The sequence below is a fragment of the Terribacillus halophilus genome, assembly GCF_900162685.1.
Taxonomy (GTDB): Bacteria; Bacillota; Bacilli; order Bacillales; family Amphibacillaceae; genus Terribacillus; species Terribacillus halophilus_A.
In genome coordinates this window covers 419,189-441,547 of record NZ_LT727827.1, presented here as the reverse complement: position 1 = coordinate 441,547, position 22,359 = coordinate 419,189, and the positions used below count along the sequence as shown (strand labels likewise).

Annotated in this window: 23 protein-coding genes and 2 riboswitches; of the genes, 15 read left to right on the top strand and 8 right to left on the bottom strand. The window is 43.7% G+C overall.

The features are described 5' to 3' along the window. The first annotated feature begins 27 nt into the window (after window positions 1–27). From thiE to B1K52_RS03210, 4 genes are all read left to right on the top strand, one after another. Window positions 28–651 (top strand): thiamine phosphate synthase, encoded by a 624-nt coding sequence (thiE, locus tag B1K52_RS03230; RefSeq protein ID WP_077305286.1) that lies wholly within the window; start codon window positions 28–30, stop codon window positions 649–651. 316 nt (window positions 652–967) lie between these two features. Continuing rightward, window positions 968–2,041 carry an SEC-C metal-binding domain-containing protein gene (locus B1K52_RS03220; protein ID WP_179106444.1) on the top strand — a complete coding sequence of 358 codons (1,074 nt, stop codon included), beginning with the start codon at window positions 968–970 and terminating at the stop codon, window positions 2,039–2,041. A gap of 190 nt (window positions 2,042–2,231) precedes the next feature. Next, the gene (locus B1K52_RS03215) at window positions 2,232–3,296 is read left to right on the top strand and encodes a copper resistance D family protein (RefSeq protein WP_077305280.1); all 1,065 of its coding nucleotides are present in this window, start codon (window positions 2,232–2,234) and stop codon (window positions 3,294–3,296) included. Between the two features lie 239 nt (window positions 3,297–3,535). Next, entirely contained in the window at window positions 3,536–4,798 is a 1,263-nt protein-coding gene (locus B1K52_RS03210) for a S8 family peptidase (protein ID WP_077305278.1), read from the top strand. A gap of 39 nt (window positions 4,799–4,837) precedes the next feature. Here the strand turns inward: B1K52_RS03210 and B1K52_RS03205 are convergent, their stop codons facing one another. Next, the gene (locus tag B1K52_RS03205) at window positions 4,838–6,034 is read right to left on the bottom strand and encodes an MFS transporter (RefSeq protein ID WP_077305276.1); all 1,197 of its coding nucleotides are present in this window, start codon (window positions 6,032–6,034) and stop codon (window positions 4,838–4,840) included. Window positions 6,035–6,038: 4 nt separating this feature from the next. Next, a complete protein-coding gene (locus B1K52_RS03200; RefSeq protein ID WP_077305274.1) occupies window positions 6,039–7,082 on the bottom strand; it encodes an ArsR/SmtB family transcription factor in 1,044 nt (347 codons plus the stop codon). Between the two features lie 72 nt (window positions 7,083–7,154). Between B1K52_RS03200 and B1K52_RS03195 the strand changes: the two genes are divergently transcribed. The 4 genes from B1K52_RS03195 to B1K52_RS03180 all read left to right on the top strand — a co-directional run bounded on the left by B1K52_RS03195 (window position 7,155) and on the right by B1K52_RS03180 (window position 9,747). Further along, the gene (locus B1K52_RS03195) at window positions 7,155–7,637 is read left to right on the top strand and encodes an NUDIX hydrolase (protein ID WP_077305273.1); all 483 of its coding nucleotides are present in this window, start codon (window positions 7,155–7,157) and stop codon (window positions 7,635–7,637) included. A 47-nt stretch (window positions 7,638–7,684) separates the two neighbouring features. Beyond that, a complete protein-coding gene (locus tag B1K52_RS03190) occupies window positions 7,685–8,050 on the top strand; it encodes a DoxX family protein (protein WP_077305272.1) in 366 nt (121 codons plus the stop codon). A gap of 68 nt (window positions 8,051–8,118) precedes the next feature. After that, on the top strand, window positions 8,119–9,195 hold the full coding sequence (locus B1K52_RS03185) for a tetratricopeptide repeat-containing glycosyltransferase family 2 protein (protein ID WP_077305271.1): 1,077 nt from the start codon (window positions 8,119–8,121) through the stop codon (window positions 9,193–9,195). A 63-nt stretch (window positions 9,196–9,258) separates the two neighbouring features. Then, a complete protein-coding gene (locus B1K52_RS03180; protein ID WP_256855826.1) occupies window positions 9,259–9,747 on the top strand; it encodes a DUF456 domain-containing protein in 489 nt (162 codons plus the stop codon). 31 nt (window positions 9,748–9,778) lie between these two features. Here the strand turns inward: B1K52_RS03180 and B1K52_RS03175 are convergent, their stop codons facing one another. From B1K52_RS03175 to B1K52_RS03165, 3 genes are all read right to left on the bottom strand, one after another. Next, window positions 9,779–10,072 (bottom strand): DUF3817 domain-containing protein, encoded by a 294-nt coding sequence (locus B1K52_RS03175; RefSeq protein WP_077305269.1) that lies wholly within the window; start codon window positions 10,070–10,072, stop codon window positions 9,779–9,781. Between the two features lie 91 nt (window positions 10,073–10,163). Beyond that, window positions 10,164–10,949: a carbon-nitrogen family hydrolase gene (locus tag B1K52_RS03170; protein WP_077305268.1), complete on the bottom strand. Its 786-nt coding sequence runs from the start codon at window positions 10,947–10,949 to the stop codon at window positions 10,164–10,166. Next, complete coding sequence (locus tag B1K52_RS03165) at window positions 10,946–12,040, bottom strand: iron-containing alcohol dehydrogenase family protein (protein WP_077305873.1); 1,095 nt, start codon at window positions 12,038–12,040, stop codon at window positions 10,946–10,948. Before B1K52_RS03165 ends, B1K52_RS03170 begins: the two co-directional genes overlap by 4 nt. Window positions 12,041–12,120: 80 nt before the next feature. After that, window positions 12,121–12,224: riboswitch (SAM riboswitch) on the bottom strand. 104 nt (window positions 12,225–12,328) lie between these two features. Here B1K52_RS03165 and B1K52_RS03160 point away from each other — a divergent pair. Beyond that, a complete protein-coding gene (locus B1K52_RS03160) occupies window positions 12,329–13,507 on the top strand; it encodes a pyridoxal phosphate-dependent aminotransferase (RefSeq protein WP_077305267.1) in 1,179 nt (392 codons plus the stop codon). Window positions 13,508–13,848: 341 nt separating this feature from the next. On the opposite strand, the gene B1K52_RS03155 is transcribed toward B1K52_RS03160, so the two are convergent. The 3 genes from B1K52_RS03155 to B1K52_RS03145 are packed head-to-tail and all read right to left on the bottom strand — an operon-like array spanning window position 13,849 to window position 16,127. Further along, a complete protein-coding gene (locus B1K52_RS03155) occupies window positions 13,849–14,979 on the bottom strand; it encodes an MBL fold metallo-hydrolase (protein WP_077305266.1) in 1,131 nt (376 codons plus the stop codon). Window positions 14,980–14,992: 13 nt separating this feature from the next. After that, the gene (locus B1K52_RS03150) at window positions 14,993–15,619 is read right to left on the bottom strand and encodes a metal-dependent hydrolase (RefSeq protein ID WP_077305265.1); all 627 of its coding nucleotides are present in this window, start codon (window positions 15,617–15,619) and stop codon (window positions 14,993–14,995) included. 58 nt (window positions 15,620–15,677) lie between these two features. After that, entirely contained in the window at window positions 15,678–16,127 is a 450-nt protein-coding gene (locus B1K52_RS03145; protein WP_077305264.1) for a DUF4385 domain-containing protein, read from the bottom strand. 146 nt (window positions 16,128–16,273) lie between these two features. Between B1K52_RS03145 and ddlA the strand changes: the two genes are divergently transcribed. From ddlA to argH, 6 genes are all read left to right on the top strand, one after another. Next, window positions 16,274–17,380 carry a D-alanine--D-alanine ligase gene (gene ddlA / locus B1K52_RS03140; RefSeq protein ID WP_077305263.1) on the top strand — a complete coding sequence of 369 codons (1,107 nt, stop codon included), beginning with the start codon at window positions 16,274–16,276 and terminating at the stop codon, window positions 17,378–17,380. 142 nt (window positions 17,381–17,522) lie between these two features. Continuing rightward, window positions 17,523–17,567: riboswitch (PreQ1 riboswitch) on the top strand. Between the two features lie 105 nt (window positions 17,568–17,672). Continuing rightward, complete coding sequence (queC, locus tag B1K52_RS03135; protein ID WP_077305262.1) at window positions 17,673–18,332, top strand: 7-cyano-7-deazaguanine synthase QueC; 660 nt, start codon at window positions 17,673–17,675, stop codon at window positions 18,330–18,332. Then, window positions 18,329–18,766: a 6-carboxytetrahydropterin synthase QueD gene (gene queD, locus B1K52_RS03130; protein ID WP_077305261.1), complete on the top strand. Its 438-nt coding sequence runs from the start codon at window positions 18,329–18,331 to the stop codon at window positions 18,764–18,766. The genes queC and queD overlap by 4 nt, the downstream gene beginning before the upstream one ends. Next, window positions 18,756–19,487 (top strand): 7-carboxy-7-deazaguanine synthase QueE, encoded by a 732-nt coding sequence (gene queE / locus B1K52_RS03125; RefSeq protein WP_077305260.1) that lies wholly within the window; start codon window positions 18,756–18,758, stop codon window positions 19,485–19,487. The genes queD and queE overlap by 11 nt, the downstream gene beginning before the upstream one ends. A gap of 188 nt (window positions 19,488–19,675) precedes the next feature. Next, window positions 19,676–20,935 carry an argininosuccinate synthase gene (locus tag B1K52_RS03120; protein WP_077305259.1) on the top strand — a complete coding sequence of 420 codons (1,260 nt, stop codon included), beginning with the start codon at window positions 19,676–19,678 and terminating at the stop codon, window positions 20,933–20,935. Continuing rightward, window positions 20,932–22,347, top strand: a complete 1,416-nt coding sequence (gene argH / locus B1K52_RS03115; RefSeq protein ID WP_077305258.1) for an argininosuccinate lyase — start codon at window positions 20,932–20,934, stop codon at window positions 22,345–22,347. The genes B1K52_RS03120 and argH overlap by 4 nt, the downstream gene beginning before the upstream one ends. The last annotated feature ends 12 nt before the right edge of the window (window positions 22,348–22,359 follow it).

Sequence of the window (22,359 nt, the reverse complement as noted above, 5' to 3'; positions counted from 1 at the left end):
TAGCGGGAGAGGAGAAAGGAGCAGACAATGAAAGAGAAATTAGCACTATATTTTATTATGGGTATTCAAAACTGCCCGCATAAAAATCCACAAGAGATATTGGAACAGGCGCTGAAAGCGGGTATCACCATGTTTCAGTTTCGAGAAAAAGGTAAAGAGGCACTGAGCGGCCAGGAGAAAAGGCAGCTGGCCGAACGACTTCAGGAGAGATGCTGGGAATACAGTGTCCCTTTCATTGTGAATGATGACGTGGATCTGGCCATCGCTATCGGAGCAGACGGTGTACATATCGGACAAGATGATGAAGCGATGCAGCAGGTGAAGAAACGCTGTCCAGCACATTTCATCATTGGAGTGAGTGCAGCAAATGCAGCAGAAGCCAATAAGGCAATCCAAGATGGTGCTGATTATGTCGGTGTTGGACCGATTGCAGCAACTCGTACGAAGATCGATGCCAAATGTCCAATTGGCTTATCGGGACTTCGAGGGATACGAGAACAGCTTGGCGATTTCCCAATTGTAGCCATCGGCGGCATTAATCACAAAAATGCGGAGGCTGTGCGGGAAGCCGGAGCAGATGGTATTTCCTTTATCTCCGTATTAACGAAAGCAGCAAATATCCAAGAAACAGTAAATATGCTGAAGCTATGAAGATTTGGAAGAGGCTGGGACATAACTGTTTAAGCTATATAAAAATCCAAACAATACTGCAATCAACAGCAGCGTTGTTTGGATTTTTGCGTGGGAAACGAAGATGAGAGCATCGCTTCGGAATACACTCCGCTTTCCTGCGGGCGGCTGGTGATCCTCCTCGTGCAAAAAACACATTGCGGGGTCTAACCTAGCCTTCCTCCGATCTAGTTATCGTTCGCTTTTAGGATGAATTAATCTTGTTTTGTTCTGCTCTCTTTTTTAATGATAGGAATTGCATTATGATAGGGGTATGCCTTATAAATGGAGTGAACAAATGAATAAAAGTCTTAAACCAATCTCTTTAGCAGATGCACTGGCTTCATATACGAAGAGTGAGCTGGATCAAATTAGAAGAGATTATAAAATAAAAGGAATTAGTCAGCTGAACAAACGTGACTTGGTGCCGAAATTGGCGGAACTGCTTCCCAAAAAGTTAGCACCAAACTTTGCAACAATGGATGAAGGACAATACAAGCTGTTCAAGCAGGCAATGAATAATCAAGGCTATCTCTCAGCATTGGGATTCGGAGCTGGCAGGGCAGACGCATTATTTTACAAGCTAATTTGGTTTCCGATAGATATTGATAACAAACCTTTCCTTGTAATCCCTGAAGAGTGTATGCAAGTATTCAGAACAATTGATTCGCCGACCTATGTGAAACAGGTAAAGCAGAATTCTTCGTATATAACACTTACACGAGGGCTGCTGTATCATTATGGCGCACTTTCTGTACGAGATTTAATTTCGCATGTGGAGAGGCTGACTGGCGGTTCTTTTGATTTCACTTATTATATAGATGTGATTCACAATGCTGCCCTGTACTATAACGATATCCAATTTGCTGCAAGTGGATTGGCTGATTGGCGTGTAGAGGATCCAGAAGCGTTGCTCCGCACAATACAAAGCAGGTCTGATTTAGCCTTTTACCCATATACAAAGGAACAGATTGTACAAGCTGGAGAAGAGAACTATTTAGCAATAAATAAGCCACTCCGTGCATTTAAATCGTATATGCAGAAAAATTACACCATCAATGAGGAAGAAATTCACGACCTGCTGGATGAGTATTTGAGTATGACAAAACAAGATATTCCTCTTCAAAATATGGTGCGGATGTTTATCACGGAATTTGAGGTTAACTCAGAACAAATAATTCAAGAAGTTGTCGCCTTATTTGTTGCTATAAACAACAACTCGCCAAAGTGGACGTTGAAAGGTTACGTGCCTATACAGCTGCGCAAAAATCCTTCCAATGTGGTGGATATGAAAACATACACTAAAACTGGACGTAATCAACCTTGTCCGTGTGGAAGCGGGAAAAAACATAAGCAGTGCTGCGGTAAATAAACAGAATGATGAAGACATGTTGGATTGGGACGTGTCTTTTTTACGATACAAAAGAAGTGTGCAATTTTAGTCACAATTCCTTCTATACGCTTGCTCGTTTCTTTTATACGATGGAAGAGATATGTAGAAAATTGGAGTTGTGAATAATGAAGCTGCAGGCATTATTTTTTTATAAAAGGACTACTTTAGCATGATTCTTGTTCCGTTAATGGAATTGTTATCTTACATTGCGTTCTCATTTGTTGCTGGTCATATCGTGTTTCGTCTTGTTCGCAGAAAAGAAGCGGCAGTTCAGACACCGCGAAGTGATGTCTTAGCTGGTGCAGCGTCTGCTGCACTTGTTACTAGCGGTCCAGTTATTAACTTGGTGTCGATAATCGGAGCGCACGACGGGTATGGAAAAGCATTGTTAACAGTATTATTCCAAACAGCTGCTGGCCATGTATGGCTTGGGATCTTTTTACTGGCTCTTTGTGTCTGGCTGCTGCTGTATGTAGATAAACTGCCATTTGTTACGCTTGTTCTCTTTCTTGGCATGCTATTTCTTCGTGCTTATGGGAGCCATCCAGACGCAGGTTTAATAGATACTTTTGCTCACTTTGTACACTTAAGTGCCGCTGTTTTTTGGGTAGGTGTGCTGGCACACGTGTGTTTTTATACATCCGAACACTTTAGTTGGGAAAGTTTCCTAAAATGGTTCACCCCATTTGCTACAGTGCTTGTTACGGCAGTGATAGGCAGCGGTATCGTCGTCATGTTGTTTGCCATGGATATACAAGATTACGGCAATGTGTTAATGCTAACGTATGGACAGATGTTACTCATTAAGCATATTGTATTTATTCCTGTGCTGGTATTTACCGTTATCAACATGTTTTTAATGAAACATGTGCGGCAGCATCCTCACTTACAGCCTCTAAATTGGATCCGGGCAGAGGCGTTTCTTTTGGCTATTGTGTTTGCTTGTTCAGCGCTGCTAGGATCATCTCCAGCACCAGCAGATATAGCAGAAGCTTTAAGCAATGCTGGAGCAGCGCCTATATTCGGCAGCATTTTTCAACGTGTGACAGCTGGAAGTGTCGCAACCTGGTATATGAGCATAACGGGAATTGTCTGCTTTGTTGGAGCAGGACTATTTTTAGTAAGCATTCTTTATTTTTTCAAAAAGAGAGCTAGAGTAAGCTTTGCTTTGGCAGCTGCATGTGCTGCTTCGGGACTTTTGTACGCTGCAATTATGACTAGTTTGCGATTCTAAATTATCAATAAAAAGACATTATTCCACCTTAACTCACAGAAAATCGCTTCCGGGCAAATATTCTGCTGAGAGAAGGAAATAAACACGGGAATAATGTCTTTTTCTGTATGCTTATGTTGCCTAATTTCCCAATACATTTCCATGGAAGCCTATGCTAGATTAACTGTAATAGTTTCTGAGAGTCACAGACAGAGAGGGACGAACTTTTCAGTGACTATAAAAACTAGCGAGGTGATCAAATGAAAAGAAAACTGGTAAGTGTCGCTGCAGTGGCCATGTTAGGATTAGCCGCTTTTCAGCCGTTACAAGCTTCCGCTGCACCAGACCAAACGGCAAAGCAAAATGAAGTACGAGTACTAGTAAAGCAGAAGGACGGTGTATTCACAACACAAGCTACAGATAAAGTGAAGCAGGAGCACGGTGTCCGAAACAGCTTTGGCAATCAGGGATTTACAACGGAAGTATCCGAAAAGGAGCTCAAAGAACTAAAAGCTGATAAAGCTTTGGAAGTCACCGAAGTGAGTGTGTATACCAAACAGGAGGTGACGAAGAAACGAGACGTCTCAGCGCAGGCGGTATCCGATCGTACACCTTGGGGTATTCAAGCAATTTATAACAATCCATCCATCACCCGCACTTCTGGCGGTAATAATATCAATATAGCCGTTTTGGATACAGGCACTTCCGTTAATCACCCTGACCTTGCAGCCAATGTGGAGCAATGCATTGACTTTACGCAATATTACAGCGGACAAGTGAACGGCAGTTGTGTCGACCGTGATGGTCATGGCACACATGTTTCTGGGAGTGCACTGGCTAACGGTGGTAATGGTTCCGGTGTTTACGGTGTAGCACCAGAAGCTGACCTTTGGGCATACAAAGTACTTGGCGATGATGGTCGCGGCTATTCCGATGATATAGCTAACGCGATTCAAAAAGCTGCTGATGAAGGAGCAAACCGCGGTGAGCGAGTCATTATCTCCATGTCACTTGGCGGCGGGCAGGATTCACTTATAGCAAGCGCTGTGCGTTATGCGAACAGCAGAGGAGCACTAGTAGTTGCTGCAACAGGTAACTCCGGTCCTTATGAAGGATCAATTAATTATCCAGGCGGATTGCCGGAAGCTGTTGGGGTAGCCAACCTGGAAAATCGCCAGCAAAACGGTACATACCGCGTCGCTGATTCGTCCTCCAGAGGATACAGCCGTACAGATGGCGATTATCGAATCCAGCAAGGGGATGTAGAAGTATCAGCACCAGGATCGGCAATTCTTTCAACCTTCCCTGGAAATACGTATGCGTCTCTAACAGGTACGTCAATGGCAACTCCGCATATTTCCGGATTGGCTGCAAAAATTTGGTCTAAAAACACAAGCTTAAGCAGCTCGCAAGTGCGACAGACATTGCAAGCACGTGCACAATCCAACGACATACTCGGCGGTTATGGAGCAGCAAGAGGCGATGATTATGCATCAGGCTTTGGTTTCCCGCTTGTTCAATAAACTGTCTTGATTAAGAAGGCCTTAATGCGGGCCTTCTTTTTATAGTTTACGAGGTAATTTCCAAACAAATATAACGGAGGTAGTGGCAATACACCCACCGAGCATAATAGTTGATTCAGTACCTATCCACTCTGACAGCAAACCGCCGCAAATTGAGGCGGCTGGCAATAACGTAAATGTGATGAACCGAGATGATGCTTGGACACGGCCTAATAGATGCTGTGGTGTGTATTGCTGGCGTATTGTTTTAATGATTGGGTTAATTGCTCCGGCAGACGCTGTCCCAATTAAATTGAGGAGAGCTACCAGCCAGATGCTGTCTGTGAGACTGATGAAGATGATGGATAAGCCGCCAATTACTTTAGCTGCAAACAGTATTTGTCTGTATGTACCTACTCGATCAGCATAAAATCCAAGTACTGTGCCAAGTACAGCACCAATACCACCGGAAGATAAGACGATACCGATAAGCAGCGGATCATGTGTGAGCTTGTCCATAAAAATGACGAGCAAGACAATAAGAAATTGAATACCGAAATTGGAGATTAACAGAATGAGATTAGTGAACCAGATTTCTTTTTTGTAGTAAATGAAAGCGAAGCCTTCCTTTAATTCTTGTGTGTAGACAGCGAGCGAAAACGGTTTAGCACGAACTGAATTTTTCTGGTAAGGAAGAAGTAAAATCAGCCAAAGAGCAAAGAAAGCAAGGGTGCTCATAATAATTAAACTAAACTGCATGTGGAAGAATAAAAGAACAACGCCGCCGATACTTGGACCGATAACAATACTCAGCTGATAAAGAGCGCTCTCTAGACTATTAGCAAAATGCAGCTGTCTTGTAGATACGATAAATGGAATGGCGGTAAATTGGGCTCCTTGATAAAAGATAGCAGCAAATCCAATGATAAAAGAAAGCACCAATAGCAACGGGATCGACAAGTGACCTGAGGCAGCCAACGCACTGAGAATTAGAAAACAAACAAAACGAGCAACATCAGCTAGCAGCAGTATGCGTTTCCAATTTGACCTATCTAATATAGGTCCTACTAAGGGCTGGAGTACCATCGATGCTCGTTCAGCAGCAATTGTGGCCGTAACAGCAAAGGCGGAAGATGTCACTTCTAGTACGAGCAGGGGAAGGAGAATGCTGTACACTTGCCCGGCCATATTTGCTGTGGTCGTACTCATCATTAGGCGGGATAATGGATGGGTTAACGTAATTCGCTGTTCTGTCATAGGACTACTCCTTCAGAAAGTAGTGCAGTTCACTATCCAAGGGAGCAATTCGTTGTTTGTTTACATAGTAAACTTGTTTATTGGAATCAATCAGTCCTGCAGATTTCAACATTTTCAAGTGATGATGCAGTGTTGATTTAGCAACAGGTATTTGTTCCGCCAGCTGCTGCAGTGTTTGTTCACCCTCGGCTAATCGTTTTAGCAGATGAAGGCGCATGGCATCACCGAGTGCTTTATATTTACGTACGAGCATCGTATCCGGATTATATCTGTTTTCTGGATCGATGCTATTTGCGTGGATGGGATAATAAAACACCTTTGTACCTGGCAAATCAGCGGTTATTGTCCACGGCCTGTAGTAGTAATGCGGGATGAATAGAACGGTATGGAAGGAGTCATCTGGCTTAAAGCTTGGACTGTTCGTTATCCAGCGCATGAAATCTAGTTGTTCCATTGTCTCCAGTTTGCGCTTTTTATCTGCCAGATCCCGGGTCAGCATATCCTGTAATTCTTCATTGTGCGGTTTGATCACTTCCTGGAACCAACCCGTCATGACAGCGAGCAAATGCTTTTTTAGGAACTGACTGTCTGTTTGTGCAATAAAAGCGATATAGTCTGGAAAGAAAGGATTATCCGCAGTTACTTCTTGAAGCTTTGCAATGGCTTGCTTATCTCCAGAAGCAGCTTCTTTTCGAATTTCTTCGAACGAACTGCCGATATACGGCAGGCATTGCTCCCGCAATATGATAGTGGGCATCTGTTTCATTTCTTTTGACCAATCTGCTAAACTGTGCGCCTTAGAATGGTGAAGTAATTGGAGCAGTGCTTTCCATGTATTCCGCTCATGTACAATCTTTAAAGAATGTTGAAGCTGATCTGACAAGCTATTTTCTGGGTTATCCCACATTTTTTCAATATGCTCCAGCGTGCCAGAGAGTGATGTGTTCGTAATAGCTGCAATACCTAAAGCCGCTTCCCAGAGTAACGATGATTCGAAATGAATGGTATAATCATTATTTGCTTTAAAGCCAGTCTGAATTATCTGCATATTATCACCTCGATAATATTTTATATTATCAGCATGTTATATTCAATAAAAATCGAATGGAGTGTTTTAAAAATGTTGTATCATCGTGCATTTGGTGTTTATGCTGTCATCTATAAAGAAGGCAAATTGCTCGTCATTCATAAAGGGGGAGGTCCTTATCGTAACCGATATGATTTACCTGGAGGCAGTCTGGAAGAAGGAGAGGGCTTGCTGGAGGCTGTTATTCGTGAAGTAAAAGAAGAAACGGGCTTGTCAGCAGCTATTTCAAAGCAAATTGGAGCAGCTGATTTCATGCTTCCGTGGAAGTGGAGGAGCTTTACTCATGTGCATCATACTGCTGTTTTGTATGTCGCAGAGGCGGAGGGTGACTTGCGAGTGCCTGAGCAGTTTGCCGGGCAAGATGCCAAAGAGGCTGTCTGGCTGCCAGTCGCACAGTTATCCGCCACAAACAGTTCTCCTTTAGTCACACAAGCTGTAGAGTGGCTAAGCTCCGGTGAACTGCCACTGGAAACAATCGTCTATTCAGATTGGGAAGTGAAAGAGGGGAGTTTTTAAGAAGTGGATCAGGGTATTACATAAGGAAAAAGAAGGTGTCGCTGGCAATGAAAAAGATTGGTTTGTATCTATTTAGTGCTATGTTTATCGCGGCCGCTATTGCACACTTTGTATTAGATGACGGGTTTGTCGCTATGCTTCCTGCGTATGTGCCGCTGCGCTATCTCTTAATTTATTTGACTGGAATTGCAGAAATCGTATTAGCTATTGGTCTGCTAGTACCTTCGGTTAGACGATTCACAGCTATTGTAACAATCATTTATTTTATTGCCATCTTCCCGGCAAATATCTATAGTGCGGTTTATGATATACCGGCTCCTGGTATGGAGGAGACGAACCAGGCAATTCTTTATATCCGCTTGCTTTTCCAGCCGCTGTTAATTTGGTGGGTATGGAAAGTAACACGACGATAACTCTTTCAGGCAATACTCTGTGTCCCTTGTGCATACGTTAGAGTATCAACAAAATGTCGAGGTGACGTATGCATTCTATCAGTCTTTGTATGATTGTTAAGAACGAAGAAGAAGTTCTTGCCGGATGTTTGGAAAGTGTACAGGATTTAGTAGATGAAATTATTATTGTAGATACAGGTTCAACAGATAAGACAAAGGAAATCGCTTCCCGCTTTACAAGCCAAATTTTTGATTTTGAATGGATCAATGATTTCTCCGCAGCGAGGAACTACAGCTTCAGCAAAGCATCAAGTGATTATATTATGTGGCTGGATGCAGATGATGTACTTTTGCCAGAGGATCAAGCAGCACTTCGTGACTTATGGAGCGGGATAAATGATGAGGTGGATGTGGTATCAATGTATTATCACACAGCCCTAGATGAAGCAGGGCGTCCGTTATTTTTATACAGACGTAACCGAATCGTGAAGCGCAGCAAAAACTTTCGCTGGCGCGGGGCAGTGCATGAGTACTTGGAATTTGGAGGGAACATTGTAGCATCAGAAATAGCCGTCACACATCGAAAAAGTGAAAAGTCTCATATACTCTCAGACCGTAATCTGCGTATTTACGAATCTTACGTTGCCTCTGGCAGAGAACTGACACCAAGAGATATGTTTTATTATGCTAATGAGCTGAAGGACCATGGAAAGCTTGAACAAGCAAAGTCCTATTATATGGATTTTCTTCGTTCCAAACAGGGCTGGGTAGAAGATAATATCCGCGCCTGTCAGTATTTGGCGGATTGCTGTAAAGCGACAGGAGATAAAGAAGCATATCGTATGCATCTGTTTCGTTCCTTTCAATATGACCGCCCGCGACCGGAATTTTGCTGTTTTATTGGGGACTTTTTTACAGAAGAACAAAACTATGATGCAGGTGCCTATTGGTACCGGCAAGCTTTGGATTATGAAGGAAAAGAACTGCCAGGCTTTAGTGTACCTGCGTATACAACATGGTATCCTTATGTACAGCTGACACTCTGCTACTCTCGGCTGGGACTGATGGAACAAGCAAAGTCTGCGCATCTCCAAGCTGTTTCTTATCATCCAGATCATCCGAGTGTCCAGCACAATGCGGCATTCTTTGAAAAGCTGAGGCTTTGATTTTCTTTTCCTATTCGGTGTGTCATAATACGAACTAACAAGGTAAGATGTGGAGGACTATTTGTGGCATTAGATATAATTGCGTGGATTATTATTGGGCTGGCATTCATTGCTAGTTTTGCAGGAATTATTTACCCTGTTATCCCATCTCCGCTTATGCTCTGGATTGGTTTCCTTGTGTTCCAATTCATGCTAAGTGATGGCGATTTGTCTGTCTTATTCTGGGTTGCAATGGTAATCTTGACGGTCATATTGATTATATCGGATATTATTGCGAATAGTTACTTTGTGAAGAAATTCGGCGGCAGTAAATGGGGAGAACGAATCGCAGCTATAGGTGTTATTGTCGGTTCCTTTATCTTCCCGCCTATTGGTATCATTGCCGTACCATTTATTGCTGTCTTGGTGACAGAGTTAGTCCAAAGAAGAACGCCCAAGGAAGCACTATATTCGTCAATCGGATCGTTGCTAGGCTTCCTCGGTGGATCAATAGCCAAGATTGTCATTCAGCTTATTATGATTGTATGGTTCTTTATCGCAGCATTTGTCTAATGAAAAAAGCGAGCATTCCTGCTCGCTTTTTTTATGCAAACTCTGTTTTCTGCAGTCGCATATCGAAAATATAATAACCAAATGGAATAACCGATGCAACAAGGGCGAAGAAGGCCCATTTCAATCCCCAGCCGACTTTCAATGTTGTGTAGCCAGTCCAGGCCACGTACAAGACAAATAATCCGCCGTGGATGGCGCCGATATACGTTACGAAGATTGGTATGTCCATCATGTATTTCAACGGCATTGCTACGATTAGCAGCAGAAGCAAAGACGTTCCTTCTAAAAATCCAATTGTACGGAACCATTTTAAAGTCGCTTCCATGAAAGCCCTCCCAGAAACTATTTGTTAATAGTATAAGCAAGCTTGCCCATCTTTACCACTCTTAGGGAGAACATGTCATAAGTTTGTCATATTATTTTTGCACGTCGTAAATCGTTGGCCGTCTATCTTGGAATACGGGAATTTGACTGCGTACTTCATCTACTTGGTCTAAGTTGGCTTCCCCAAATAGGATTGTCGCTTCCTCGCCAGCTTCTGCGATTATTTCTCCCCAAGGACCAATGATGATACTATGACCGGCAAACAGATTAGCAGGGTCACTGCCGGCACGATTGCAAGCAACAACATAACATTGGTTTTCAATAGCGCGGCTTAACAGAAGGGCGCGCCAATGATCCAGCCGCGGCTTTGGCCATTCTGCGACGACAAACAGAACTTGCTGTCCGTTAATCATATGTGTGCGGATGAATTCAGGGAAGCGAATATCATAACAAATGACGCCGGCAGCTTGTACCGCTCCTAAAGAGAACGATGCCGTTTTGTCCCCTTGATTCAAGAACTTTTCCTCATCCATTAAACGAAATAGATGTGCCTTATCATATTCATGCAGCAGTTCGCCTGTTGCCCCGTAAACAAGCATGGTATTAAACACGCCGGATTCTGTTCGTTTCGCAATGCTGCCAGCAACGATGTTTACTTGATATTTCTTCGCCAAATTACGGATAAAGTGCTTCGTTGTTTCGCCTTGCGTATCACTAATTTCATCAAGTCTTGTCAGATCATATCCCGTTGTCCAAAGCTCAGGGAGCACAATCACGTCAGCATTTTCCTGTGCCTCTTTAATCAACGCTTCTACTTGCTCATAATTTGTATCGGGATCGCCAAAAATCACATTGTGCTGAATAAGCGCTAGCTTCATTGTGTCACTCCTTGATTTGCTGCTATGAAAGACTCCAAGCGCTGCATTGCTTCTACAACTTGTTCAGAGGTGGAGACGTGCATAAAGTGAATGGATTCCCCTTGAGCAACTGCGCCGTCAGCAGCAGTTTTCATAGCAGTTTCTACATTATCTTTAATACCGAGCTCTTTTAAGACAGTAGGTAATCCGAGTCTGCGGTACGTAGGAAGCAGCACTAAAATCTCATCAAATTTCTCTTCCAAAGCCAGCTGGACAAGAATACCGTAAGCGACTTTATTGCCGTGCAGCTGTTCGTGTGTTTCGGCTACTCGTGTCAAGCCGTTATGAATAGAATGAGCACCGGCAATACGTCCGTATTCATCACCAAAACCACCTACCATACCGCCGGCCATAATAACGGTTTCTGCAACACGTAAAAAGGCGCTGTCTGCACGATGATTTTGCAGCGAGCAAATCGCAGCATCCCCTTCTGCAATTAAAATATCGCGGCATAATTTAGCCGCACTGCGGGAAATTTGGACAGCAAGCGGCTGATTAGTCATTTTTTCGGTAAGTGCGTCTGCTTCATACCACTTCGCTAATGTGTCGCCAATTCCCGCAATCAGATAGGGAGCAGGCGTTGTAAGCAGCAGCTTTGGTTCAACAAGCAGCATAAATGTACTGCGGGGGAAGATTGTATATTCAACAAAGTTTCCTGCTTCATCATAGAAAACACTAAGAGAAGCCCATGGCGAACAGTTGGAGACGATTGTTGGAATTAAGATAACTGGCAGGTTAGCATCATTAGCCGCAGCTTTTGCAGTATCCAAAACTTTTCCGCCGCCAACACCAATAATGAATTGAGCTTCTTGCTCATGTGCTGCGCCTGCTAGCCGCGCAGCTTCTGCATGTGTACACTGCCCACTATAGGCAATCCGTGCAACTGGCAAATCGATTGGATCAAGAAACGGAGCTGCGGATTTCCACGATGCATCTCCATGGATAAGCAGTCCTTTTGTCCAAGCCATTTCAGCTAGTTTTGCGGGCAGACTTTCTAATATATTTTCTTCACAGGCGTAATAGTTCGGCGCGCCTTTAATTTGAATTGTCATGTTATCACCTCGGTCATTTTTAACACAAAAAAAACTCTTCCAAGCGGACATGGAAGAGGGAAAGGTCGTGTCATTTCTTCCCCTTATCCCTCAGCTTGCTGCTGTTGGAATTAGCACCGTGTGCATTGCTGCACCGGTTGCCGGGCTTCATCGGGCCAGTCCCTCCGCCTTCTCTTGATAAGAGTGTGTGATTGCTGTATGATTTGTTCATTATCGCACTCTATTCACAACACTGTCAAGATTGGTAATAGTCAGAAATAGAGGCGTAACAACAGGAGCGTGAGTAACATGGATTTTCCAATTTCGGATGCATTAAAACGACTGCCAGAACAATTTTTTGCCGGCTTGGTGCATAAAGTAAGTCTGCTGGAGCAGGAAGGGCACGATATCATTAAACTGGGACAGGGGAATCCTGATTTGCCGACACCACAGCATATTGTGGACAAGCTAAAAGAAGCTTCTGATAATCCGGCTTATCATAAATATTCGCCATTCCGAGGCTTTGATTTTCTTAAACAAGCTGTCTGTGATTTTTATGCGCGAGAGTATAATGTGGAATTGGATCCAGAGACTGAGGTAGCAATTATGTTCGGGTCGAAGACGGGTTTAGTGGAAATTAGCCAATGCTTGCTGAATCCAGGAGATTTGGCGCTGCTTCCAGATCCGGGATATCCGGATTATATGTCTGGCATTGAGTTGGCACAAGCGCGCACATCGCTAATGCCTTTAACCGCTGCGCATGATTTCCTGCCAGATTATACTGCAATTGCTGATGAGGATTTGGAGGAGGCAAAGCTTTTGTTTCTTAACTATCCGAACAACCCAACTGCAGCAACTGCAGATCAGGCATTCTTTGATAAAACAGTAGAGCTGGCAAAGAAACATCAAATATGTGTGCTGCATGACTTTGCATACGGCGCGCTTGGATTTGATGGGAAGAAGCCGCAAAGCTTTTTGCAATCTGAAGGCAGCAAGGAAGTCGGCATTGAAATGTACACGTTGTCTAAAACATATAACATGGCAGGCTGGCGTATCGCCTTTGCGGTAGGCAATGCATCTGTCATCGAAAGTATTAATCTGATTCAAGATCACGTCTATGTGAGTCTGTTTGGTGCCATGCAGGAGGCGGCTGCTTATGCACTGACATCGGATCAGACTTGTGTAGAGGAGCTTCTTCATACATATGAATCGAGAAAGGATGCTTTCCTTGGCCATCTTCGTGCGATTGGCTGGGAGGTGCCAGAACCAAAAGGAACATTCTTTGTGTGGTTGCCGGTTCCAAAGGGGTATACTTCGGAAGCATTTGCTGATCTTTTGCTGGAAGAAGCGCATGTGGCCGTTGCACCTGGAAACGGATTTGGTGCGTACGGGGAAGGCTATGTACGTGCGGGTCTGCTTGATTCAGAAGAGCGGTTATTGGAAGCTGCGAAGCGGATTGAAAAGCTTGGCATTTTTACAAAAGTATAAAGATTAATTCATCCTAAAAGCGAACGATGACTAGATCCATACTTTTTAATGCAGTCTCTGACGGCTGCTGCCTCTCCAACATTAGCTGTTATCGTCGGACAAGAATGGCTTTTGAAGTAGACACCAACAAGAAAATCGCTATCTTTTTCGAGGAGTCTACATATTCTGCCTACATTAGTGAAGGTTTCCCATAGCAAAAATCAGCGGAGTGTATTTCCGAAGCGATGCTCTCATCTCCGTTTCCCATGCAAAAAATCCAAACAATTCTGCAGTTAATTACAGAATTGTTTGGATTTTTATAAAGCTTAAACAAGTTATGTCCCGGCCTCTTCTGTCATATATTAGCTGTTAACTGCACAACGATTCGGTCCAGATTCCACATCTGCTTCTTCAGAGGCCGTAATCGTTTCTTTTCCTTGATTGGATTCTCTGATCAACTGATAGCTATTCGGCTGCTGAGCAGGAATACTGCCGAGAACAGAAGCGGTGAATTCACTCGCATCCTGCAGTTGAAGCCGTGGATTTTTCCGGTAAAGGTCTTCCATTCTTGCTTGGACAGTAGCATCAGGGCCAATTTCCGCCAGCTCGGAAAAATGCGAAGGCAGGACAATTAAATCCAGCGATAACAATGGATACTTTTCGTATAGAGTAGCGTGAAGATCTTGCACCCACTGTTCTGCTTGGCCTGCTAAGTCGGGGCGACCGATAGATTCCGTAAACAGAATATCACCAGACAGCAAGTACGTATCATCCACAACAAAACTAACGCTTCCTTCCGTGTGACCAGGTGAGGCAACACAACGCATGCCTTCCTCTTGCTGACCAAACGGAATTCTTATACCGTCTTTAAGCGGGGAGAACGAAAACGTTGCGTCTTTGCCATCATCAGCAGGGAACCAATAAGCTGCGCCTGTTTCCTCTGCTAATTTCCTGCCGCCAGACAGGTGATCCGCATGCAGGTGGGTATCTAATACATGTTTGATTTGCCAGCCATGTTCGTTCGCAAGAGAAGTATAAACATCTGTGAACCTTGCTGGGTCAACAACAGCTGCTTCGCCGTTTGAGATAATCATGTAGGACAGACAGCCTTTACCGATGCGCATAAACTGATATATAGCTCCCCCATAAGTAAGGTCGCCAATTTTTCGCGGACTAATTGTTTCTCCCCAGGCTTGCATACCGCCAACGACATGCACCACCTTCTCCATTCCTTCTGCCTCTAAAAGGGAGACGGCTGTTTGCGCTGACTTGCCTTTATAGCACATGACATAAACAGGATCATTTTCGGGCAATTGGTCCCGCGCTTTCGTCGGATTTGCCTTAATCTCAGCGAAAGGAATATCGTAGCGGATAACATTCTCAGCATCGACTGCCCAATCCTGGACATCCGCTTCCTGTCTAATATCCAGCAGATGGACGGTTTCCTTCGCTTTCACTTTTTCTGCCAATTCTGCTGTGTGCAATGGGTTCATGCAATCGTCTCCTTTAAAATTCTTTTTTTATTATAGGAAGGAGTAATTTTACTCCTCGCTTATTGACCGGGAATATACGGCTGTCAGCCAGCAAATGGCTTGCATAACCAGCTGTGCCAGCAAGCTGTGTTCCGAAAAGGGCTGTCTCTTGTTCGAAAAATGTCATCATTATGTAGAAGTAGAGCAGACCGATTAAGGAATGTGTATAAGACCGGTGGGAAAGAAAGGATGCAACGCCAATATAACAGCCGCTCATCACTATCCAAGTATGCCCTGCGTACAGCCCGGTTAAGCATACGGCAATGCCGGTAATCAGAAGCATGAACTTCTTATTTATTACGCGGGAAAGAACCATAATTCCTGCCCCAATCGCTAAACCGATATAGCGATCCTGGCCGTAAAGATTCCACATACTATATAAAATGAGCAATAATCCAATAAAGATAGTAATATTGCGAATCGCTTTATGTGAGAATGTGATGCGGTTTGAGAGAAGTCCGCCTGTGTCTAAATCAGGTACCAGGGCGGCAACTGCTGCCGTACAAGTCATCGTGACGGTGACAGCGCCATCGGCATCCAAAGCAGTAGCACTGGCGAAACCGGCGCCAGCACCTATTAATAAATGTGTAATTCCTTTCATTCTAGCTGTGCCTCCAAAAGTTAGTCTTTAAAAGCATACTAGAATCTTTAGATGATAGCTATCCGTATTGTTTCTGATGCGCCTTTTTTCGGGAAAGATAATCTTCATCTTCTCTAATTTCATCCCATTTACGTTTGAATATCTGTGCGGAAGCAGCTTTCTCTTCATCAATTTGGCGCTCGTTTATTTCTTTCTTTTCTTTATCCTTATATTTTATGCCGCTCTTATAATTGGCATACCGTCTGGCTCTCGTATAGCCCATTTGGATATATTTACGTGCCATATCCATTCCGACAAAATCATCTTGCTTTCGGTATTCTTCAAACATCTCGGAAAGCTTGTGGCACGATTCCTCTGCAATTTCCGGTGTCTTGAAGCGCCAATGGGGAAGGAGCTCACTCTTGTAAGGTTCCACCATCAGAACACCTTGCTCGCCGCGTCCTACGCGATATTTCTCAGGGTGCTGGCGATAATTAATGGATTCATCAAAATGATCGTAATAGCCCATTTCCTTCCACCTGTCTCTGTTGTTAATGTATATAGTTACCGAAAGTGATGCCAATGAAACCGATTTTTATACTGGACATAGAGGCAGTTTTACACGTTTGTGATAAAATAAAAACAATGGTCTCACGTTAGAAAGGAATGATACAGATGGGGAAAACAAAAGTAGGTATCGTCTTTGGCGGTAAATCCGCAGAACACGAAGTATCCTTACAATCCGCAAAAAATATTGCTGATGCAATCGATAAAGATAAATATGACGTTGTTTTAATTGGAATTGATAAAGAAGGTAAATGGCAGCTGAATGATAAGGCAGACTATTTGCTGAACGCGCAAGATCCAAAGCACATCGAATTAAAGCCTTCCGATCAAGGTATCGCTGTTATCCCAGGGTTAAAAGAGAAGCAGCTTGTCAGTCCGAGCCAAGGTGCAGTGCTAGATCAAGTAGATGTTATTTTCAGTATCCTGCACGGCACACTCGGTGAAGACGGCAGCATGCAAGGGATGCTGCGGATAGCGAACCTTCCATATGTAGGTCCAAATGTCCTAAGTTCGGCCGTTTGTATGGATAAAGATATTGCGAAGCGTCTATTGAAAGAAGCAGGAATACGCGTTGCAAATGGCTTTACCTTCAAGAAGCGTCAGCTAGCATCTATCCGCTACGAAGAAGTAGCCGAAACACTAGGCAGCACAGTCTTCATTAAACCTGCCAATCAAGGTTCTTCTGTTGGCGTGAGCAAAGCGAAAAACGAAGCGGAGTTTTATAAAGGTTTGGAAGAAGCTTTCCGCTATGACACGAAAGTACTCGTGGAGGAAGCGATTGTTGGCCGTGAGATTGAAGTCGCAGTATTAGGCAATGAAGAACCAATGGCTTCTCTGCCAGGTGAAATCCTTCCGCAAACAGAATTCTATTCGTATGAATCCAAATACATCGATGAATCCGGCGCCGAACTGGCAATACCAGCTCCGCTTTCCGAGAATGTTACCGAACAAGCAAGAAAACTTGCTGTCGAAGTGTTCCAAACACTGGATGTCGAAGGACTTGCACGTGTTGACTTCTTCCTGACAGAAGAAGGCGAATTCGTTGTAAACGAAGTAAACACACTGCCGGGCTTTACAAAAATCAGTATGTATCCAAAACTCTGGGATATCACAGGAATCTCTTACCCAGACCTAATTGATCGCCTTATCCAGCTTGCTATTGAGCGTCATAAACGCGACAGCGAGTTAAGTAACGCAGCGTTTGAGCAGCTTTGATCAAATTAGATCCAATCTTATGCCTTGGAGCATAGGATTGGATTTTTTTTGCCGTTGTACCCGTCGAGTGTGATTTGTGTATGCAAAATAATGCAGCTATGATACAATAATCAGCAGAATAAAATAAAAAATCCAGGCCATCCTGGGAGAGGTTCTAGCACAACCCTCTATAAAAAACTAAGGAACTATATCCTTGGGTATAGTCTTTTTTATTTTTTATGGATAATTGTCAGCCTCTTTCCAATCGAAAGAGGCTTTTTTAATGGGGAAGTCTGGAAAAAGGAGCATACAAATGAAGAAAGAGAAAGCGATCGTCGTATTCAGCGGCGGTCAAGACAGCACAACATGCCTGTTTTGGGCGATGCAGCAATACGAAGAAGTGGAAGCAGTTACGTTCAATTACAACCAGCGCCACAGCTTGGAGATCGAAGTGGCTGAACAAATAGCCAAGGAACAAGGAATCAAACATCATGTACTGGACATGTCCTTGCTTAACCAGCTGGCACCAAATGCATTAACGAGAGATGATATTGAAATTGAGGAACAGGAAGGAGAGCTTCCTTCTACGTTCGTACCTGGACGTAATCTCGTGTTCTTGTCTTTCGCTGCAATTCTAGCGCATCAAGTTGGTGCCAAGCATCTTGTAACAGGTGTATGTGAAACAGACTTCAGCGGCTATCCGGACTGCCGCGATATTTTCGTGAAATCGTTGAATGTATCTCTGAATCTATCAATGGATAAAGATTTCGTTATTCATACACCGCTTATGTGGCTGGATAAAGCCGAAACGTGGGAATTAGCAGACCAGCTCGGTCAATTAGAATATGTGAAGGAAAAAACACTCACTTGCTATAACGGTGTTATTGCGGCAGGCTGCGGCGAGTGCCCTGCATGTAAGCTGCGTCAAAACGGATTAGATCAGTACGAAGCGAAAAAGGCGGCACAAGTATGATTCAGCAAATCTACCCGCAAGTACCGCATGACTTTCGTTATGAATTGAATAAAGATTTGCATTTTGCTGCTGCGCATAGCATTCAGCATCCTGATGCTGGCAAGTGCCAGCAGGTTCACGGGCATACGTATTTTGCCAATATCACAATTGCTGGAGATGAATTGGATGACAGCGGCTTTTTATTCAATTTCTCTACCATCAAAGCACTGATTCATAAAAAATTCGATCACACGTATTTGAACGACCATACAGATGTATTGAAAGAAAACGATTTTCCGACAACAGAAGTAATGGCTCGGAAAATCTATGAATTGATTCAAAACGAGCTGGATCAGCTGCCTCATCAGCCGCAGTGCTTGCAAGTTTTCTTGCGCGAGACACCTACTAGCTACTGCATATATCGACCAAAGCGAGGAATAGAAGATGGCAAGTAAGTTTCCGGTTTTAGAAGTATTCGGTCCTACTGTACAAGGAGAAGGAATGGTCGTCGGACAAAAGACCATGTTTGTCCGCACAGCTGGCTGTGATTACAGCTGCAGCTGGTGTGATTCTTCCTTTACATGGGATGGTTCAGCGAAAGAAGACATTCGGCAGTTAACAGCCGAGCAAATTTGGGATGAGCTGCAGGAAACCGGCGGTGACCGTTTCCGTCATGTGACGATTTCTGGCGGAAACCCAGCGCTGTTAAAAAATCTAGGCGAGTTCACCCAGTTTTTAAAACAAAAGGATATTCGCATTGCCTTAGAAACACAAGGCAGCAGATACCAGCCTTGGTTCTTGGAGATTGATGATCTTACTATCTCTCCAAAACCGCCAAGTTCCTTGATGAAAACAGACTTTCATCGTCTTGATGAAATAATTGAAAATCTAAGAGAAGCAGGGCGTCTTTATCATGTAAGCTTAAAGGTTGTCATTTTCGATGAAGCAGATTTACGTTATGCGACGGATGTGCATAAACGTTATCCAGATGTGGGTTTTTATGTACAAGTCGGAAATGATGATACGACAACTTATGACGATGCTGCATTGAAGGATGCACTGCTGGCGAAGTATGAATGGCTGATCGATCAAGTATCAGCATCTAATGAACTGAATCATGTCCGTGTATTGCCGCAGCTTCATACACTTGTATGGGGGAATAAACGCGGTGTATAAACCGAAGACGAGTCCTTTGACTCGTCTTTTTTTTATGGACAAAAGTGGGCAGGCACTTGCTATCGATTAAGGTAATAGGATACGAAGTCGGAAAATTAACAAAATAATGCTTGAATTTATATTAGTGTTATTGCATAATAATTCACATAGATAAATCGAGCATACAGCACGGAGAGGGAGATATAAAAATGGCAAAAGATAAAATCGTACTCGCATATTCTGGTGGTTTAGATACTTCTGTAGCAATTAAATGGCTGCAGGATAAATATAATTATGACGTTATCGCAGTTGGTTTAGACGTCGGTGAAGGAAAAGATCTGGATTTCGTTCAAGAAAAAGCATTGCAAGTTGGTGCCGTCAAATCTTATACAGTAGATGCGAAAGCTGCTTATGCAGAAGAATACGTACTTCCAGCATTGAAAGCGAACTTGCTTTATGAAGGCAAATATCCGCTTGTTTCCGCGCTTAGCCGTCCATTAATCGCAAAAGTACTTGTCGATATTGCGAAAGAAGAAGGTGCTGTTGCTGTAGCACATGGCTGTACAGGAAAAGGAAACGACCAAGTGCGTTTTGACGTCAGCTTTACAGCACTAGACCCGGACTTGAAAATTGTTGCTCCTGTTCGTGAATGGGCGATGAGCCGTGATGAGGAGATTGAATATGCACAGCAGCATAATATTCCAGTTCCTGTAGGAAAAGAAAGTCCATACAGTGTTGACCAAAATCTTTGGGGTCGTTCCAATGAGTGCGGTATTCTCGAAGATCCATGGGAGCAGCCGCCAAGTGATGCTTTCGGATTGACTGCAGATCCAGAGGAAGCTCCAGATGAAGCTCAAATCGTAACAATTAGCTTTGAAAAAGGAAAACCGGTTGCGATTGATGGAGAAGTATATCCATTGGATGAACTTATTCTAAAACTAAATAATATCGCCGGAAAACATGGTGTCGGCCGTATAGATCATGTGGAAAATAGATTAGTAGGTATCAAATCTCGCGAAATCTACGAATGTCCAGCTGCTGTAACATTAATCGCTGCTCACCAGGAGCTTGAAGCTTTGACAATGACACGTGAAATTTCTCAGTTCAAACCAATTGTCGAACAAAAGCTGGCACAGACGATTTATGACGGTCTGTGGTATTCTCCACTTACTAAAGCATTGCAGGCGTTCATTGAAGAGACACAGCAGACAGTTTCCGGTAATGTGAAAGTGAAGCTGTACAAAGGACATGCGTTGGTTATCGGCCGTGAGTCTGCTGAATCTCTATACAGCTTTGACTTGGCAACATACAAACCAGAAGATAAGTTCGATCATGATGCAGCACTTGGATTCATTCAGCTATGGGGGCTTCCGACAAAAGTGCAAGCAGAAGTAGCTCGTCAACAGACAGCTGCACCAGAAGCATCTGCATTGTTGAAAATTGATAAAAAAGAAGCTGTGAAACAATGAAGCTATGGGGAGGAAGATTTACGAAGCCGACCAATGAATTAGTAGACGCCTACACTTCCTCCATCGGCTTTGATCAAAAACTAGCAAAATATGATATTCAAGGCAGTCTGGCGCATGTAGCAATGCTTGGCAAATGCGGCATCATCTCACAAGATGATGCCGGTGTTATTGCTGATGGTTTGAAGCAAGTGCTGAACAAAATCCAAGCAGGAGAAGCGACACTTTCCGAAGCAGATGAAGATATTCATATGAATGTGGAGCGACTGCTGATTGAACAAATCGGTCCTGTAGGGGGGAAATTGCATACTGGCCGAAGCCGGAATGATCAAGTGGCATTGGATATGCGCTTGTATTTGCGAGAAGCAATCGTCGATATAATCGGCTTGCTGGGAGCTGTGCAAACAGCGCTGACAGAACAAGCGAAACAGCATTTGGGTACAATCCTGCCTGGATACACACATCTGCAGCGTGCGCAGCCGGTACTGTTTGGTCACCATCTTATGGCATACGCATATATGCTGCAGCGTGATGTGGAACGATTGCAGGATAGCTGGAAGCGTGTGAATAAAATGCCATTGGGGGCTGGTGCTTTAGCGGGCACAACTTTTCCAATTGATCGGCATTTTGTAGCAAAGCAGCTGCACTTTGACGACATTACCGAGAACAGTCTGGACAGTGTAAGTGATCGTGATTTTGTAGTGGAATTCTTATCCGCTGCCAGTCTAATCAGTATGCATCTTTCCCGGCTTTCAGAGGAATTGGTGCAATGGTCCAGTGCGGAATTTAATTTCATAGAGTTGGATGATGCCTTCTCAACTGGAAGCAGTATGATGCCGCAAAAGAAAAATCCTGATGTAGCAGAGCTGGTCCGAGGGAAATCAGGTCGCGTTTTCGGTCATTTAATGGGAATGCTCACAACGTTGAAGGGATTGCCGCTGGCGTATAACAAAGATATGCAGGAAGACAAAGAAGGCATGTTTGATACAGTAGAGACATTGAAAGGTGCGCTTGGACTTTTCGCTCCTATGATTGAAACGATGCATGTGAAGCAAGATAATATGTACCAAGCTGTCCGCAATGATTTTTCCAATGCGACCGATCTTGCTGATTATCTAGTAGAAAAAGGGATGGCGTTCCGTGAATCACATGCTGTTGTCGGGCAGGCGGTTCTGTACAGCATTGAACAAGGAAAATACTTATTGGATTTGAAACTAGAAGAGCTGCAGCAATTTTCTGCTTTAATTGAAGAAGATATTTATCAGGCACTTGCCCCGGAAACGGTTGTAGCAGCCAGGAATATACCTGGAGGAACTGCAAAGGAACGGGTTCAGCAGCAGGTGGAGAATATAGAAGCCTTGCTTGCAACAAATAAAAGATGGACAGAAGAGCAGGCTGCCAAACTCGAAGGGTGAGCACCTGCTCAC